The sequence below is a fragment of the Aureibaculum algae genome, assembly GCF_006065315.1.
Taxonomy (GTDB): domain Bacteria; phylum Bacteroidota; class Bacteroidia; order Flavobacteriales; family Flavobacteriaceae; genus Aureibaculum; species Aureibaculum algae.
Window position 1 is genome coordinate 464,861 of record NZ_CP040749.1, and the last position, 15,941, is coordinate 480,801.

13 protein-coding genes and 1 tRNA gene are annotated in these 15,941 nt (G+C 32.2%); 5 read left to right on the forward strand and 9 right to left on the reverse strand.

Annotation, left to right across the window (positions count from 1 at the left end):
- Nucleotides 1-12: 12 nt before the first annotated feature.
- From FF125_RS01745 to folB, 8 genes are all read right to left on the reverse strand, one after another.
- Nucleotides 13-663 (reverse strand): hypothetical protein, encoded by a 651-nt coding sequence (locus FF125_RS01745; RefSeq protein ID WP_138948169.1) that lies wholly within the window; start codon nucleotides 661-663, stop codon nucleotides 13-15.
- A 188-nt stretch (nucleotides 664-851) separates the two neighbouring features.
- Nucleotides 852-1,919, reverse strand: coding sequence for a trypsin-like peptidase domain-containing protein (locus FF125_RS01750; protein ID WP_138948170.1), 1,068 nt, complete (start codon nucleotides 1,917-1,919; stop codon nucleotides 852-854).
- Nucleotides 1,920-1,937: 18 nt separating this feature from the next.
- Nucleotides 1,938-3,107: a type III secretion system chaperone family protein gene (locus FF125_RS01755; protein WP_138948171.1), complete on the reverse strand. Its 1,170-nt coding sequence runs from the start codon at nucleotides 3,105-3,107 to the stop codon at nucleotides 1,938-1,940.
- Between the two features lie 206 nt (nucleotides 3,108-3,313).
- Nucleotides 3,314-5,140, reverse strand: coding sequence for a M1 family metallopeptidase (locus FF125_RS01760; protein ID WP_138948172.1), 1,827 nt, complete (start codon nucleotides 5,138-5,140; stop codon nucleotides 3,314-3,316).
- Nucleotides 5,141-5,267: 127 nt separating this feature from the next.
- Nucleotides 5,268-6,959, reverse strand: coding sequence for a S8 family peptidase (locus tag FF125_RS01765; RefSeq protein ID WP_138948173.1), 1,692 nt, complete (start codon nucleotides 6,957-6,959; stop codon nucleotides 5,268-5,270).
- A 10-nt stretch (nucleotides 6,960-6,969) separates the two neighbouring features.
- Complete coding sequence (locus tag FF125_RS01770; RefSeq protein WP_138948174.1) at nucleotides 6,970-7,830, reverse strand: MBL fold metallo-hydrolase; 861 nt, start codon at nucleotides 7,828-7,830, stop codon at nucleotides 6,970-6,972.
- A 176-nt stretch (nucleotides 7,831-8,006) separates the two neighbouring features.
- Nucleotides 8,007-8,077: transfer RNA gene (locus tag FF125_RS01775), tRNA-Cys, on the reverse strand.
- Nucleotides 8,078-8,132: 55 nt separating this feature from the next.
- Nucleotides 8,133-8,489 (reverse strand): dihydroneopterin aldolase, encoded by a 357-nt coding sequence (folB, locus tag FF125_RS01780; RefSeq protein WP_138948175.1) that lies wholly within the window; start codon nucleotides 8,487-8,489, stop codon nucleotides 8,133-8,135.
- 84 nt (nucleotides 8,490-8,573) lie between these two features.
- Here folB and FF125_RS01785 point away from each other — a divergent pair, with 84 nt between their 5' ends.
- Complete coding sequence (locus FF125_RS01785) at nucleotides 8,574-10,160, forward strand: FMN-binding glutamate synthase family protein (RefSeq protein WP_138948176.1); 1,587 nt, start codon at nucleotides 8,574-8,576, stop codon at nucleotides 10,158-10,160.
- Nucleotides 10,161-10,222: 62 nt separating this feature from the next.
- Here the strand turns inward: FF125_RS01785 and fbp are convergent, their stop codons facing one another.
- Nucleotides 10,223-11,242: a class 1 fructose-bisphosphatase gene (fbp, locus tag FF125_RS01790; RefSeq protein ID WP_138948177.1), complete on the reverse strand. Its 1,020-nt coding sequence runs from the start codon at nucleotides 11,240-11,242 to the stop codon at nucleotides 10,223-10,225.
- 74 nt (nucleotides 11,243-11,316) lie between these two features.
- On the opposite strand from fbp, the gene FF125_RS01795 reads away from it, so the two are divergent.
- The 4 genes from FF125_RS01795 to FF125_RS01810 are packed head-to-tail and all read left to right on the forward strand — an operon-like array spanning nucleotide 11,317 to nucleotide 15,917.
- The gene (locus tag FF125_RS01795) at nucleotides 11,317-11,799 is read left to right on the forward strand and encodes a GNAT family N-acetyltransferase (protein ID WP_138948178.1); all 483 of its coding nucleotides are present in this window, start codon (nucleotides 11,317-11,319) and stop codon (nucleotides 11,797-11,799) included.
- Nucleotides 11,800-11,825: 26 nt separating this feature from the next.
- Nucleotides 11,826-13,076, forward strand: coding sequence for an aspartate kinase (locus FF125_RS01800; protein ID WP_138948179.1), 1,251 nt, complete (start codon nucleotides 11,826-11,828; stop codon nucleotides 13,074-13,076).
- Nucleotides 13,077-13,109: 33 nt separating this feature from the next.
- Nucleotides 13,110-14,918 carry a GNAT family N-acyltransferase gene (locus FF125_RS01805; RefSeq protein WP_138948180.1) on the forward strand — a complete coding sequence of 603 codons (1,809 nt, stop codon included), beginning with the start codon at nucleotides 13,110-13,112 and terminating at the stop codon, nucleotides 14,916-14,918.
- Complete coding sequence (locus FF125_RS01810) at nucleotides 14,919-15,917, forward strand: NAD(P)H-dependent glycerol-3-phosphate dehydrogenase (protein WP_138948181.1); 999 nt, start codon at nucleotides 14,919-14,921, stop codon at nucleotides 15,915-15,917. It abuts the gene before it with no gap.
- The last annotated feature ends 24 nt before the right edge of the window (nucleotides 15,918-15,941 follow it).

Consider the following 15,941-nt stretch of genomic DNA (forward strand, 5'->3'; position numbering starts at 1 on the left):
ATAGTTATAGATTTATTTAAAACGAGTTGTATTTAGCACTTGCATTAAATTTTCTAATTGATCATCTGAACCGTAGGTTGCAACATAAAGTATTGCAAATCCATTTAAAATGGTTGACATGTAACGTTGTTTTATTTTTAGGCCCTGCATTGTTAATACACCATCAAAATAGTGAAATGTTTTCCCATCTATATCTATCGTTTTAGTATCGCCTTTTATTTCTATAGGAACATTATTGTTTCTAAATTGTTTTTTACTCGCTTCTAAATAAGCATCTCCATCTTTTATAGTAGCGGATGAAATACCTAAATTTTCGGCTACTAATGTGAAATTTGAATTTAACACTGTAGGATCTTGATATGTAGCCAAGTCAAATTGAGATGCCATTAACAAATTGGCAGAAGTAATTTCTGCAGCTTTAATTGCTTTTGCAAGCTTTTCACCACCAATAGCATTAGCACCTTCATCTTGTAATATTTTTTGGGTTTCTTGGTCTTGTACATGCCATCCATCTGGAATTTCCATTGTTAGTCCAAAAAAATTATTGGTATAGGTATTTTTATCAACTTTTCCGTAATCGAAATCAGTTGGTATTTCTCGTCCGCAACTCATTAAAGAAAGGGCACATACAGCAATAAATAAAAATTGTTTCATTGTTTTCATACTATTAGTTTTTGTTATTGATTAATTGATTATTTTGTTACAAAGATGCATGGTAAGAGAGAAGAAGTTTAGACTGTAAGAAGGCAATTTGTTACCCCTGTAAACGGGTGTTAAATAAAGGTTTGAAAATTTTTATAAAAAAATGCCCTCAAGAAATTGAGGGCATTTAATAGGATTAACTATGAGGTTTAAACTTTTGCTGCAATGGACATTTCGCAGCCGTAATTGTCAACAAAAAAGTCATCTAACTCATCGGCTTTTAAAGCTAAGTTTTTAATATTTTCTTTTATCTCATCTGCATGGTCAGAATAGATGTCAGACAAATGCGTACGGTAAGATAAAAAGATGGTGTTGTTATAGATTCCTAAAGAATAGGGTGACACATTATCTTTTAATAGAAAGTCCATTACTTCTTGTAGGTTTTGTTTTGGTAATTTATTTAATGGTGACGTGGCAAATAAGTAATTTCTATTATATACAAATATGCGTATTTGAGCACTACCTTGATGGAATTCCCAAAAGTCTCTTCCTGCTCTTCCAAGTACAGGGTCCATACCCAATTCAACCAAAGTAGATTCAACAAAATTTGCAAAATGTGATTTCTCAAACTCTTCAAATAATGAAATGTCAATATCGCTACCGCAGTTTACACAAAATTCACTTTCTTCAATAGTATAACTATCGCATGAGTTACATTTTACATGATAAGCAATGTCGGTGCTGATAAAATCTTTTATCTCTTTAATAACGTCTAAATGCCTAATACCAAAACCAACATTATCAGCATCTGTAAATTTAGAGGTAGTTACTCCCATTAAATTACCAGCTTCATTTAGCATTGGTCCACCAGAGTTTCCTGGGTTTACCGCAGCATCAGTTTGAATGAAGTGTCTATTGCCCATTGGTTGACTTACAGAAGATACAATACCTTCAGTAACAGTGTACGGCATACCAAAAGGATAACCGTTTATGAATATTTTTTGCGTATTTGTAATTTCAATATCTTCATCTAAAGTAATGCCAACTTCTTTATTTTCGTAACCCTCTATATATAAGAAGGCGAGGTCAACATCGCGATTTACCATAACAACTTTAGCAACAAATCGGTCTTTCTTATAATCTTCTACAGCAACGGATTTGTTGCCTTCTATTACGTGATAATTGGTTATAATATGATTGTTGCCTGAAATAGTGAAACCACTACCTGTGCCTGATCCTGTAATAATTTTATATATTGATTTTTCTATATTTTGCATAATTTCTATCTTTTAATTTTAACTGAATAATTTTGAAAAAAGTCCTTTTTTAGCTTTTTTTCGCACTGGTGTTGCTGTTCCGTTTAATAAAGCATTATAAGTGTCTAATAATTTTGGACTAGCGGCATCAGGTTCTAAACCAGAAACTTTTTCAAGAACATCATATATCGCATTAAGCTGATCTTCTTCCAGATTATAACTGTAAACTAAATGTAAGAATGAGAATTGTAAATAATAAGAGAGTGAAAAATGGTCATTGTCTTTAACATAGTTAGTCACTATGTTTTCTCTGTTTTTCATGTTGTCTTGAACAATTTCAGTAGAACTACGATATTTTAAAGAAACTAACGCATCTGCATTGTAAACATTTTTCAAAATATCTTCTTTTGTCATTGCACATAATTTTTTCATAAAATTTGTGCCTTTATCAATTCTGAATTGGAAATCAATATCGCCATTTAACATGTTGTTTACATACTCTTGTAATTTTGTTCTTAATGTACCATGTACATAAGGCATGTTCGATAATTTTAGAATTGAAATTAAAATGATATCCCATTGAAAATTGTCCCATCTTTTTTCTTTAAAGAATGCACTGTAGTTTACATAATCTTTTAAAATATCTTCTATTTGTTGCCATGCTTTTTCTTGATTTTCTGGGGTTAGCGGTGTTGTTTTTGAATCTTGATAGAAAGAAGCTTTGTACTTTTCAACAAACTCATCATCATAATCATCAGCATAAACGCAAACGTCACGTAATACATCATATACTTTAAAAGGTTGACACAAACTTAATGGCATTTCATAACCAAACCATAACGTATCATCCTTTAAATGGATTTGAGCTAAGGTAAGTGGACTAAAATTAACTTCACCTACTTTTCTTAATAGGGCTATTTTGTTAGTGCCTTCTGTAATTTTCAGAAAAGGAGCTTTTATTTTAAATATATTATCTGTTACTTCTAAATGTATCAAGGCGGAACCTTGACCTCGCTCTATTGAGAAATCACCACTAGTATTAACACCTTCTAATAAGGTGCTGTTCATGTAATTTAGCGTATGGGTTAAAGATTCATTGTATTTTTTTTCGTCAAAAGCATCTAAGGCTTTGTCCCAATAAGAAACATTGGTTTTAGGGTCATTAGAGTCTTTTAAAGGACGTTTAAATTTAGGAAGTACGTTGTTCATAATTTGATAGGTTATTTAAATGATTAAATTTTTAACGTGATGTTTAATGATTTATTTGATACAAAGATGAATAGTTTTTGAAAGTGTATGATAACCGAATTTGGTGAAAAAGCATCCCCCTGTAAATTGGGGTGCAAGAAAAAACCCATCTTTTAACATTTTAAAAGATGGGTTTTTTGCACTGGTGTTTTGTAAAAGTTGTTGTATTACAAACCGAAATTATTATTGGTATCATCAATATCTGCCATGAGATGACTTGGGTCTATTTCTACTGATTTAACTGCTTTTTTGGCACTAAAAGAGTAGGTAGGGGCTGTCCAAGACCAACTGTTTAAAGGAGTTGCTGTAGTTGGTTTTGAGCCTAACATCATTTTTAGCGGAATATAAAAATTTTCATCAGTGCCATCAATATAGGTTACTTTTAAATCTATAGGCATTGGCATTTTTCCAATACGTTTTAAAGTTATTTTATTCGAATCAACGTTATCGACAGCATAATCTATTGTTGCTGTTGTTTTGGTAAAATAGGTTAAATACCAGTCTAACTGAATGCCAGATATTTTTTCAGCCGTACGTTTAATATCATTTGGCGTTGGGTGTTTAAATTTAAAGTCTTCAAAATATTTTTTCAACGTTTTTTCAAGATTTTCTTTTCCAATGATATAACCTAATTGTGCTAAAAATACGGATCCTTTGCTATAGGCAGAATTGCTATATGAATAGTTAAAAGTATAATGATCAGCCAATGTAGTTAATGGTTCTTCTACACCAGATTTTGCTAATCTGATATAACCTCTATAAGAACCCGCATTGGGGTTTTCTTTATCTTGATTTAAAATTTCGTTCATAGCTTGGCTAGAAATATATGAAGTAAAACCCTCATCCATCCATTCGTGCTTAGTTTCGTTGGTTGCCAATAAAAATTGAAACCAGGTATGAGCAAATTCATGAGCTGTAACGCCAACTAAAGATCCAAAATTGCGGCCACTAGTTATTAGCGTACACATAGCATACTCCATTCCGCCATCACCACCTTGAATAACTGAATATTGTTTGTATGGATATTGTCCTATATGCGTGTTGTAATAAGATAATAATTCGGCAGTTTTAGGTTGTAGTTTCTGCCAATTCTCAATAATTTCTTTATCATTTTTATAGAAAAAATGTAAGGTAACATCATTTTCACCTTTAATTTTATCATGAATATACTCAGGATCAGCAGCCCATGTAAAATCATGTACGTTTGGTGCTTTGAAATGCCAAGTTAATTTTTTTACTTTCTTTTTATGTTTTACTGGAGTGTCTGAATAACCATGACCAATTTCGTTAGGGTTTTGTAAATACCCTGTTCCACCTATTGTATACTCTTTATCAATCGTAATTTTCACATCAAAATCGCCCCAAACACCATGAAATTCTCTGGCAATGTATTGATTTGTTTGCCATCCTTCAAAATCATATTCGGCTAATTTTGGATACCATTGTGTCATCGATAACGCTATACCTTCTTCGCTATTTCTTCCAGAACGTCTAATTTGTAAAGGCACTTGACCTTTAAAGTTCATGTCTAAAACTGTGTTGCCACCTGGAACTATAGGTGTGTTTAAAGTTACTTTTAAAATAGTACCTATAACTTCATGTTTAACATCAACACCGTCTTGTTGTAGGGTGTTAACCTTAATGAAACCAATTTCATTGGGCTTTAATTTTGCAATTCTACTTTCATAAATTGGAGCCTTTCTAGTGCCAAGATTATTGACCATTCTACCATCGGGATCTGCAATGTTTTGCAACCTGATATCCATGTCACTGCCTGGTTGAAAGGCATTAAATTGTAAATGGTAGAAAACTTCATCTAATGTGTCTGGAGAGTTATTGGTGTATACCAATTTTTGTGTACCATCATATTGATAATTTTCTACGTTCATATCAATATTCATACTATAATCAACACGTTGTTGCCAATAACTTGTGTTTTGTGCAGCAACCGAAATGGTTATTATTAATCCAATAAAAGATGTGAATTTTCTCATTTTTAAATTTATTTTATATATCGCAATATACTAAGAACAAGTTTGTAACCAAAAAAAAAAGAGAAGTCAATAGTAAATATCATTGACTTCTCTTTTCCTTAAAAAATTAAAATTATAAGCGTTTCAATTATTTTGACATTTTTTCTGCCATTACAAGAGCGTTATAAGCATTTAAAATTTTACCAGAAACTGATAAATCATTAAATGGTACTCTGTTTGATTCCGTTCCCGGTTTTATAACAGAGCTATTAAACTCTATACCAGAATCCATTATAATTTTTTTAACTTGACTAGCTGTTAATTTTGGATAATATGATCTTACCAAAGCCGCAACACCTGCAACTTCTGGAGCAGCCATTGAAGTACCTTGTATTGATTCATATTCATCTTTAGGAACTGTAGAGTATATTTCTAACCCTGGGGCAAATATGTCTACATTCTTTTTTCCGTAATTTGAAAAGGAAGCTGCAAGTTTATCATCATAATGTCTTGTCATAGCACCAACTGTAATTACATTGTCTGCATATTCTACTAATTTATCTTTAGAATCATTTGGGAAATTTTCAGCAACATCGATATCACTACCATCATTACCTGCTGCATGCACTAATAATACATCTTTTTCTTCCGCATATTTAATAGCATCATATACCCACGCTGCATTAGGTGAATAACTTTTACCAAAGCTCATGTTTACTACTTTGGCTCCGTTATCAGCTGCATAACGTATGGCTAAAGCAACATCTTTATCATACTCATCACCATCCGGCACGGCTCTAATTGACATGATTTTTACGTTATGAGCTACACCATTCATTCCAACACTATTATTGCGTTCTGCTGCGACAATACCAGCAACATGTGTTCCGTGCATTTCACCATCTTTAGATCCTATCGTATATGCATTTCCATAGTTAGTATCTGTAATATCATAAGGATCATCTCCAGTTACACGACCATTAAAGTCAATTTTATATTGAGAGTTTAACTGCGTACTATAGTGGTTCACAATATTATCTAGTTGCTTTTCGGCACCTTCAACGGTATCTCCACTGCTTATAATTCTCATAATAGTAAATTTACCTTGTTGCAGCATTTGATCATCAAGTTTTACTGAATTTATGTTATCTAAATTCATTTCTTTACCTACTAACAATTTAGAAAGTGTATCATTAGCTTTAACAATCAAATCTTTTACAGCCTTGTATTGATTTACTTGAGCTTCAGCACTCTTATTTTTTTCATCTATAGTTTTCTTTAGCTTGGTGAACAATTCAAAATCTGCTTTATCTGCTTCAGCAATATCTTCAGCTGATTTTCCATCAAATTTTGGCATCCATTTCTTTACCATTCTAGTCATCTCTAGTTGTTCAGGAGCAGTTGAACCTTTTTCACCACCTAAGAAGTTCCAACCATGAATATCATCAACATATCCATTATTGTCATCATCTTTTCCATTACCCGCTATTTCGTCTTCATTTACCCATGCAACATCATTTAAATCTTCATGCTCAATGTCAATACCAGAATCGATGATACCAACAATTACCGTTTTACCTTTTTTGTTTTTTACAAAATCATAGGCTTTATCGATACTCATACCAGGAATTGAATCTGTAAAAATGTCCATATGTGGCCATCCTTGTATTTCAGCCTCGGTCATTTCGCCAGTTTTAGGAACTATGCTATCTGTAGTTACCTTAATTATAGTTTCTGTTACTGAATTAGAAGTTGTATTAGTCGTTGTTTTTGTTGTACCACAACTTGTAATTAGCATTGCAGCAATTGCTACAAAAGAAAATGGTTTTAAAATTCTCATGTTTATTAAATTAATTAAAAATATCGTTAAAAGTAAAAGTTTGATCTAATCGTACACCTTTTTCTGTATGTTTTACGGTACAGATTTCATTATGTGCATCATGCTCCATAAACAGCATAAATTTATTATCAGCCGCACTATTTAAAAAGGCTTGTTTTTCGTCTAAAGTTAATAAGGGTCTAGTATCATAGCCCATAACGTAAGGTAAAGGTATATGTCCAACGGTAGGAAGCAAATCGGCCATGAAAACTAAAGTCTGTCCTTTATATTTAATATGAGGAATCATTTGTTTATCAGTATGTCCATCAACAAATAGTATGTCAAAATCTAATTCTGAATTTTTACAAAAATTTGAATTAGGCATTTTAATAAATTCTAATTGACCACTTTCTTTTATAGGATTGATATTTTCTTTAAAAAAAGAAGCTTTTTCTCTTGCGTTAGGTTCGGTAGCCCACTTCCAATGGTCTTCATTGCTCCAGAATTTAGCATTTTTAAAGGCAGGCTCGTAACCCGTTTTATTTTTATTAAATTGGATGCTTCCACCACAATGGTCAAAATGTAAATGAGTTAAAAAAACATCGGTAATATCATCTCTATGAAAGCCATATTTTGCTAACGACGATTCTAGTGTGGCGTCTCCATATAAGTCATAATAGCTAAAAAATTTATCAGACTGTTTATTTCCTAAACCGGTGTCAATCAATGTTAATCTTTCTCCATCTTCAATTAACATACTTCGCATACCCATATCAATAAGGTTTTTAGCGTCAGCAGGATTTGTTTTTTGCCATAACGTTTTTGGTACAACGCCAAACATGGCTCCGCCATCTAGCTTAAAATTTCCGGTCTCAATTGGGTAGATTCTCATTTTTATAGATAAAAGAATACAAATGTCTTAAAAATAAGTCAGATAAATGTTAAATAAATGAGAAAAAAGAGGTTGAGATAGGAGTGGAGTAATTAATGTTAATAGCTTCTAATCTGCTCGTTTGAGTAACAATTTTTATTGAAAAAAAGTTAAGAGATTTAATCTTTAAAAAAAAGAGGCGTCGAGCGGATTCGAACCGCTGTACAAGCTTTTGCAGAGCTCTGCCTAGCCACTCGGCCACAACGCCTTTTAATTAAGGCTACAAATCTAAACAAATAAATAGTGATTCCACAAAATAATAACTATTTTTTCTTAGACATTTTAATAGTTACCAAAGCTACGTTACCACCAATGGGTGGATTCACTTTTGAAACTTCTACTGTGGCCTTTTTAACGATAGGTATTTCATCAATAATTCGTGTTAGAATTCTATCCGCTACAGTTTCCAATAACTTTGTTCTTACACTCATTTCTTCTTTTACAATCCGATTAAGATGAACATAATCTACGGTATCTGCTAAATTATCTGTTTTGGCTGATTTTGAAAGGTCAGTTTTAACAGCTAGGTCAACTCTATATTCAGAACCAATTTTCCCTTCTTCATCTAAGCATCCATGGTAGGCATAGACTCTTATATTCCTCACTTTTATAATTCCCATAAAATAAATATTTTGGTAAATATAAAATAATATTGTTTCTTGTTCAATTGTAAAATCAACTATTTATTTTTCTAATTTTTCACTATGAAGGCTCGCAAATATTTTATACTAATTAGTACTATTACAGTAGTTTCAATTTTGTTAATAGCACTTGTTTGGCCAGGAATTTTATGGAGTTTTATTCTTGTTGCTCCGTTAGTTTTAATGGGTGTATTTGATATGCTTCAAAAGAATCATACCATTAGAAGAAATTTTCCTTTGATAGGTCGTTTTAGATATGTTTTAGAGTCTGTTAGACCTGAAATAATGCAATATTTTGTTGAAACGGATACGGAAGGTCGACCCTTAAACAGGATTTTAAGATCATTAATATATAGACGTGCTAAAAAGGTAAATGATACGGAACCTTTTGGAACGCAAATGAATTTATACCATTCAGGTTATGAGTGGATGGAACATTCAATGTATGCGAAACAAAATCCTCAAGAAATTGGTAAATTCCCTAGGTTAGTTATAGGTGGTGCGGATTGCAAACAGCCTTATTCAACTAGTTTATTAAATATTTCGGCCATGAGTTTTGGATCCTTAAGTACTAATGCCGTCATGGCATTAAACAAAGGAGCAAAAATGGGCAATTTTGCACACAATACAGGTGAAGGAGGAATAAGTCCATATCATTTGAAACATGGAGGTGATTTAATTTGGCAAGTTGGTACTGGCTATTTTGGTTGTAGAAATAATGATGGAACATTTAATGAGGAAACATATAGAGATAATGCCATAAGGCCTGAGGTTAAAATGATTGAGATAAAATTGTCTCAAGGAGCTAAGCCAGGCCATGGAGGTATTTTACCAGCTTCGAAAAACACAGAAGAAATTGCAGCCATAAGACATGTGGAACCTGGTGTTGCTGTACACTCTCCACCGTCTCATTCTGCTTTTTCAGATCCAATAGAGTTTATGTATTTTATTAAAAAATTACGTGATTTAAGTGGAGGTAAGCCCGTTGGTTTTAAGCTTTGTATTGGAAGAAGACAAGAGTTCATGGATTTTTGTGAAGCGATGATTAGTACTGGAATAAAACCGGATTTTATAACCGTTGATGGTGGCGAAGGAGGTACGGGTGCAGCTCCTGTAGAATTTTCAAATTCGATGGGTATGCCATTACGTGAAGGTCTTGTTTTTGTACATGATACATTAAGAGGATTTAACTTACGAAAAGATATTAAAGTAATAGTTGCTGGTAAAATAATAACGGGGTTCCATATAGCTAGAGCCTTAGCGTTAGGAGCAGACGCGTGTAATAGTGCACGAGCAATGATGTTGTCTATTGGTTGTATTCAAGCTTTACAATGTAATAACAATACATGTCCTGTAGGTGTTGCTACTCAAAATAAAGCCTTGGTAAGAGGTCTAGATGTTGAAGATAAGTCAAAAAGAGCACATAATTATCACGATGCTACAATACACAGTTTTTTAGAGCTCATAGCGGCTGCCGGTCTTGATAGTCCTAAAGACCTTAGACGTGAGCACATTAATAAAAGAGCTGGTATGTATAATATTTTAACATATGATGAGATTTACCCTACAGTGGAAGAGGGGTGTCTTCTTGAAATAGAAACAATTCCAGATAATTATCAGAAGTTTTTTAAGCTCACGAGAATGAGATAAATTAAATAAAAAGAAGTTATACCGTCACTCCTATTCGCGATTTATAGACTCAATTCTGATTATTAATAATCAGCAGTAGCAGGGTAGTTTTTCATAAACCGTTCAGCAACGTCAATCATATTGGTGCTTCCGCAGAAAAAGGGTACACGTTGGTGTAATTCTGTTGGTTTAATATCCATAATTCTCATATACCCATCAGATGCTTTTCCTCCTGCTTGCTCAGCTAAAAACGCCATAGGGTTACATTCATATAGTAAACGCAATTTTCCTTTAGGAGCTTTAGTACTTGTTGGGTAAATATAAATACCACCTTTAATCATGTTTCTATGAAAATCAGAAACTAAAGATCCAATATAACGCGAAGTATAAGGTCTATCTCCTTCTTCCATTTGGCAATATTTCAAATAATCTTTAACACCTTGTGGAAAGTGAACATAGTTCCCTTCATTGATCGAATAAATAGTACCATTTTCAGGAAACATCATATCAGGGTGCGATAGATAAAAAGTTCCAATAGCAGGGTTCAAAGTAAATCCATTTACGCCATGCCCCGTTGTAAATACTAACATGGTTGATGTTCCATAAACAATATATCCTGCAGCAACTTGTTTATTACCTTCTTGTAAAAAATCTTCTAATTGAACTGGGGTTCCAGATTTGGTAACACGTCTATAAATAGAAAAAATGGTTCCAACAGATACATTTACGTCTACGTTAGATGATCCGTCAAGTGGATCTATTAATACTACATATTTATTTTCATTAGAGTCATCATTACCAGAAATGGTAACAAAGTCATCTTCTTCTTCACTTGCAATACCACAAACAATCTCTCTGTTGGTAAGCGTTTCCATAAAAATAGTGTTGGCATAAACATCTAATTTTTGTTGGTCTTCACCTTGTATATTAGTTTCACCTGCTTTACCTAGTATATCAACTAAACCTGCTTTGTTTACTTCGTGATTCACCACTTTTGCCGCTAATCTTATAGAATTTATTAGTCGAGATAACTCTCCTGAAGAATACTTAAACTGTTTTTGGTTTTCTATAATAAACTCACCTAATGTGCTGTGCTGTTGCATTTGTGTTGATTTTGTTGAACCCTAACTTGTTATACCTACAAATAACGTTAAATTTGTGCAAACATTATTATAATATGAATTTTAAAATAAGAAAAGCCGAACCAACTGATATGGAAGCGGTACTGATGTTGATTAATGAATTGGCCGTTTTTGAAAAAGAACCTGATGCCGTTGAAATTACAATTGAAGACTTAATTGAAAATGGATTTAGAGAACATCCTGCGTTTTATCTTCATTTAGCTGAATTAGATAATAAGGTTGTTGGGATGGCTCTTTTTTATCATAGGTTTTCAACTTGGAAGGGCTCTTCATTACATTTAGAAGATTTAATTGTAACCCAAAAGCATAGACAAGAAGGTATTGGTAAAGCATTATATGATAGTGTTCTGAAGTTTGCCTTAAATAATAATATAAATAGAGTAGAGTGGGTTGTTTTAGACTGGAATACACCGGCCGTTAATTTTTATAAAAGTACAGGAGCAACAGTTTTTGAAGAATGGAATATTTGTCAAATGCCTCGTGAAAAAATAGTTGAGTATTTATCTAAAGAAAATTAATTTACAATGTATAACGGATATCATAAATGAAGGTATTTAAATTTGGAGGAGCATCTGTAAAAGATGCTAATGGTGTAAAAAATATCGTTACAGTTTTAAATGAAGTTGGTTACCAAGATTTACTAATCGTGGTGTCAGCGATGGGTAAAATGACGAATGCGTTTGAAAAAATCGCAGATGCTTATTTTTTAAAAAAGGATGAATTACCTGTATTTATAAAAGAAGTAAGAGACTATCATTACAGTATAGTAAACGAATTATTTGAAAATAAAGAACATAAAGTTTTTTCAGAAATAGAATATCTATTTATTGGATTAACGGGTTTTATGATACAAAATAAAGCAACAGATTATAATTTTGTTTATGATCAAATAGTGAGCATTGCTGAGCTCATATCTACAAAAATTGTAAGTTGTTATTTGAATGATTCAGCCATTGAAAATACTTGGATCGATGTAAGAGAGTGCATTAAAACAAATAGTAATTACCGAGACGCTAAAGTGGATTGGAAACTGACCGAAAAATCAATTGTAACTAAAATTAATCCACGAATATTATACATCACTCAGGGGTTTATTGCGTCTAATGAATCTGGAAATACTACCACTTTGGGAAGAGAGGGCTCTGATTATTCAGCAGGTATATTTGCTTACTGTCTTAATGCCGATAGTTTAACAATTTGGAAAGATGTAGAAGGTGTTTTAAATGCGGACCCTCGTTATTTTCAAGAAACACAATTGCTTGAGCAAATATCATATACAGAGGCTATAGAATTGGCTTTTTATGGTGCTTCTGTAATACATCCTAAAACCTTACAACCTTTGCAGAATAAAGGAATTCCTTTACTGGTTAAATCATTTTTAAACCCTAAAAAAAAGGGAACACATGTAAGTGACGGTAAGAAACTAGTACCTGAAACACCTTGTTTTATCGTTAAAAAAAATCAATTATTTCTTTCTATATCTGCTTTAGATTTTTCTTTTGTCGTTGAGCATAATATTAGTGAAATTTTTAATTTGTTTCATCAATACAAAATGAAAGTAAACTTGATTCAAAACTCAGCAATTAGCTTTTCTATTTGTTTGGAAGATAATTTTAATCTGATTAAAAACCTTTTAGCGGAGCTTAGTAACAAGTACAAGGTAGTGTGTTTTGAAAAAGTTTCGTTATTTACAGTTAGACATTTTCAAAATAAAAATATTGAGGAATTAGAAAAAAATAACAAAGTATTATTAAAACAATTTACTCAAGAAACTGTGCAGATAGTTGTTCAATAAATTACCTATATTTGAGGCTGTCAAAAACCCAACATGGAATTAGTATCTTCTAAAGAAATTGCCAAAGTAATACACCTAGACAAATATGGTTTTGTGGGTACATTTTTTGGCTGGATATTAATGAAAGTTTTGCGGTTATCAAAACTCAATAGGGTTTACCAGAAGCATAAAGATAAAAAAGATGTTGTGTTTTTAAATGCAATATTAGATGAGTTGCAAATAAAATTTGAAATTCCTAAAGAAGATTTAAAACGGATACCTAAAGACGGAGCTTTTATAAGTATTTCCAATCACCCATTAGGAGGAATAGACGGTGTACTCTTATTAAAGTTGTTGGTAGAAAAAAGACCGGACTATAAAATTATTGGCAATTTTTTGCTACACAGAATTGAGCCCTTAAAGCCCTATGTAATGCCGGTCAATCCTTTTGAAGATCGTAAGGATGCTAAATCAAGTATTACAGGGCTCAAAAATGCATTACAACATTTAAGAGATGGTAATTCATTAGGTATTTTTCCTGCTGGGGAAGTTTCAACCTATAAAGATGGAAAATTAATTGTAGATAAACCTTGGGAAGAAGGAGCTATTAAATTAATTTATAAAGCAAATGTACCTGTTATTCCCATTTATTTTCACGCGAAAAATAGCCGCTTGTTCTATTTCCTTTCCAAAATAAATAGTGTTTTGAGAACGGCAAAACTGCCATCAGAAGCATTGCGTCAAGGAAGTAGAATTATAAAAGTTAGAATAGGAAAAGTGATTTCTGTAAAAGATCAAAAAGAGCATGAAGATATTGACGATTTTCATAATTTTCTTCGAAAGAAAACATACATGTTGGCAAATCCGTTCGAGGTAAATAATAGACTTATAAAAACACCATCTTTAAAAATTCCAAAACAACCTAAAGAAGTAATTCCACCAGTTTCAATTGAAAAAATTAATAAAGAAATTGAAAAATTAAGAAGCGGAGAAGCTCGTTTGTTAGAAAGTAAGAATTATGAAGTCTTTTTAGCAGAAAGTGATCAAATACCATATATATTACGTGAAATAGGAAGGCTAAGAGAAATTACCTTTAGAGAAGTAGGTGAGGGTACCAATAATGATATTGATATTGATGTTTATGATAAGTATTATCAACATATGTTCCTATGGGACAATGAGGCGAAAATAGTTGCTGGAGCTTATCGAATGGGCTTAGGTAAAGAAATTTTTAAAAAGCATGGTATAAAAGGATTTTACATTAGTACATTGTTTAGAATGGAGCCAGAATTGTTTAAGATGATGGAGAAAACAATAGAAATGGGAAGAGCTTTTATTATTAAAGACTATCAGCAAAAACCGATGCCATTGTTTTTATTATGGAAAGGAATAGTGCATGTAACGTTAAGATTTCCCGATCATAAATTTTTAATGGGTGGAGTTAGTATTAGTAATCAGTTTTCAAATTTCTCTAAGTCATTAATGATTGAGTTTATGAAATCTAATTATTACGACCCGTATTTAGCTCAATATATACATCCTAAAAAAGAATACAAAGTAAAATTAAATGATGTAGATAAAGACTTTGTTTTTGATGAAAGCAAATCTGATATGCAGAAATTTGATAAAATTATTGATGAATTAGAGCCAGGAGCTTTGCGTTTACCAGTATTATTAAAAAAGTATGTAAAGCAAAATGCGAGGTTAGTTGCTTTTAATGTTGATCCGAAATTTAATAATGCCATTGACGGATTAATGTATATTAGAATTGCCGACTTACCTGAAAGTACGGTAAAGCCAGTTATGGAGGAATTTCAAGCGGAGTTAGAAAGAAAACTATCCGAGAATGAAAATCAAATATAAATGAAGAAAAAATATCCTAAAATAGCAGTTTTTGGAGGCGGTAGTTGGGCTACAGCTATTGTAAAAATGTTGAGTGAAAATATTGATGAAATTGGTTGGTATATGCGAAGTACTTCGGTAATTGAGTATATTAAATCTGATCAACATAATCCAAAATACTTAAGTTCAGTGGAGTTTGATACTGAGCAATTACTATTGAGTAATGACATTAACGAAATGGTTAATTATGCGGACTATTTGGTTTTTGCTATTCCTTCTGCTTTTCTAAGTCAAGAGTTAAAAAAACTGAATGTTTCACTTGAGGGAAAAATAATTTTTTCAGCAATAAAAGGAATTGTTCCAGAATCAGGATTAATTGTTGGAGAGCACTTTCATGAAAAATATAATATTCCTTTTGAAGATATTGGTGTTATTACAGGGCCCTGTCATGCAGAAGAGGTTGCTTTAGAACGCTTGTCTTATTTAACCTTGGCTTGTAAAGATAGAAAGAAGGCGAGAGTAATGAGTGAAATGTTGGCCAGTCGATATATTAAAACAAAGACTTCTGATGATATTGTAGGTACAGAATATGCCGCTGTTTTAAAAAATATTTATGCCATTGCTGCTGGAGTAGCTCATGGTGTTGGGTATGGTGATAATTTCCAAGCGGTACTTATGTCAAATGCCATTCGAGAAATGAAAGGTTTCATTAAAAAAGTGCATAAAATGAAACGTAACATTAATAATTCAGCCTATTTAGGCGATTTATTAGTTACCGGATATTCAGTATTCAGTAGAAACAGAATGTTTGGTAACATGATTGGTAAAGGCTATACCGTAAAATCTGCAATGCTAGAAATGAGCATGGTGGCCGAAGGGTATTATGCTACAAAAAGTGCTTATAAAATTAAGCAAGAAAATGGTGCTAAAACACCAATAATTGATACCATTTATAAAATTCTTTACGAAAATAAAGATCCTAAAAAAGAGTTTGAAAAATTGTCAGATATCTTAGACTAGCTAAAATATCAAATATAAAATTCA

What these genes read in the sequence shown, in the direction of transcription:
- FF125_RS01745 (WP_138948169.1), bottom strand. Translation starts at nt 663, where the DNA reads ATGAAAACAATGAAACAATTTTTATTTATTGCTGTATGTGCCCTTTCT.
- FF125_RS01750 (WP_138948170.1), bottom strand. Translation starts at nt 1,919, where the DNA reads ATGCAAAATATAGAAAAATCAATATATAAAATTATTACAGGATCAGGC.
- FF125_RS01755 (WP_138948171.1), bottom strand. Translation starts at nt 3,107, where the DNA reads ATGAACAACGTACTTCCTAAATTTAAACGTCCTTTAAAAGACTCTAAT.
- FF125_RS01760 (WP_138948172.1), bottom strand. Translation starts at nt 5,140, where the DNA reads ATGAGAAAATTCACATCTTTTATTGGATTAATAATAACCATTTCGGTT.
- FF125_RS01765 (WP_138948173.1), bottom strand. Translation starts at nt 6,959, where the DNA reads ATGAGAATTTTAAAACCATTTTCTTTTGTAGCAATTGCTGCAATGCTA.
- FF125_RS01770 (WP_138948174.1), bottom strand. Translation starts at nt 7,830, where the DNA reads ATGAGAATCTACCCAATTGAGACCGGAAATTTTAAGCTAGATGGCGGA.
- folB (WP_138948175.1), bottom strand. Translation starts at nt 8,489, where the DNA reads ATGGGAATTATAAAAGTGAGGAATATAAGAGTCTATGCCTACCATGGA.
- FF125_RS01785 (WP_138948176.1), top strand. Translation starts at nt 8,574, where the DNA reads ATGAAGGCTCGCAAATATTTTATACTAATTAGTACTATTACAGTAGTT.
- fbp (WP_138948177.1), bottom strand. Translation starts at nt 11,242, where the DNA reads ATGCAACAGCACAGCACATTAGGTGAGTTTATTATAGAAAACCAAAAA.
- FF125_RS01795 (WP_138948178.1), top strand. Translation starts at nt 11,317, where the DNA reads ATGAATTTTAAAATAAGAAAAGCCGAACCAACTGATATGGAAGCGGTA.
- FF125_RS01800 (WP_138948179.1), top strand. Translation starts at nt 11,826, where the DNA reads ATGAAGGTATTTAAATTTGGAGGAGCATCTGTAAAAGATGCTAATGGT.
- FF125_RS01805 (WP_138948180.1), top strand. Translation starts at nt 13,110, where the DNA reads ATGGAATTAGTATCTTCTAAAGAAATTGCCAAAGTAATACACCTAGAC.
- FF125_RS01810 (WP_138948181.1), top strand. Translation starts at nt 14,919, where the DNA reads ATGAAGAAAAAATATCCTAAAATAGCAGTTTTTGGAGGCGGTAGTTGG.